This is a genomic window from Streptomyces sp. SID14436 (assembly GCF_010548465.1).
Lineage (GTDB): Bacteria > Actinomycetota > Actinomycetes > Streptomycetales > Streptomycetaceae > Streptomyces.
Window position 1 is genome coordinate 1 of the sequence record NZ_JAAGMD010000621.1, and the last position, 559, is coordinate 559.

At 74.6% G+C, this 559-nt stretch carries 1 protein-coding gene; it reads right to left on the minus strand.

Going from position 1 to position 559, the window contains the following annotated elements; translation table 11 throughout:
• Positions 1–93 precede the first annotated feature (93 nt).
• Positions 94–459 (minus strand): Rv2175c family DNA-binding protein, encoded by a 366-nt coding sequence (locus tag G3I53_RS21760; protein WP_164332751.1) that lies wholly within the window; start codon positions 457–459, stop codon positions 94–96.
• Between the last annotated feature and the right edge of the window lie 100 nt (positions 460–559).

A 559-nucleotide genomic window follows, 5' to 3' on the forward strand; every position in this document is an offset into this window, starting at 1 on the left:
GGCCCGGCGTCCGGCGCCGCGCCGTCGCGCGGCGCCGGACGGCCTGTCCCGCCGGGTCCGTCGGGGACGGTCCGGCCGGAGGGTGCGGGCGGGTCAGACGGCGAGCGCCTGGGCGCGGCGCTTCACCTCCGTGCCGCGGTTCTCACTCAGCGCCTGTGCGGGCGTGCCCGGCAGGCTGGGGTCGGGGGTGAAGAGCCACTCCAGCATCTCTTCGACCGTGAAACCGTCGTCCCGCAGCAGCGTCAGGGTGCCCACCAGGCCCTTGACGACCTTGTCCCCGTCGATGAAGGCGGCGGGGACGTGCAGCGCGCGGTTCTCACCACGGCGTACGGCGATGAGCTGGCCCTCCTTGACCAGCTGCCGGACGCGCGTCACCTCGACGCCGAGCTTTTCGGCGATGTCGGGGAGGGTGAGCCACGCGGGGACGAGAGCATCGATGTTTGCGTCAATCTCGGTCACGGGACAAGCGTGCCACCCTGCACCGACAGTCGGAAGCCGGGCCCGCCGCCCGGGCCCGCGGGCGCGTCGCGTCCCGGGCGGTCCCGGAGCGCGGCACGCC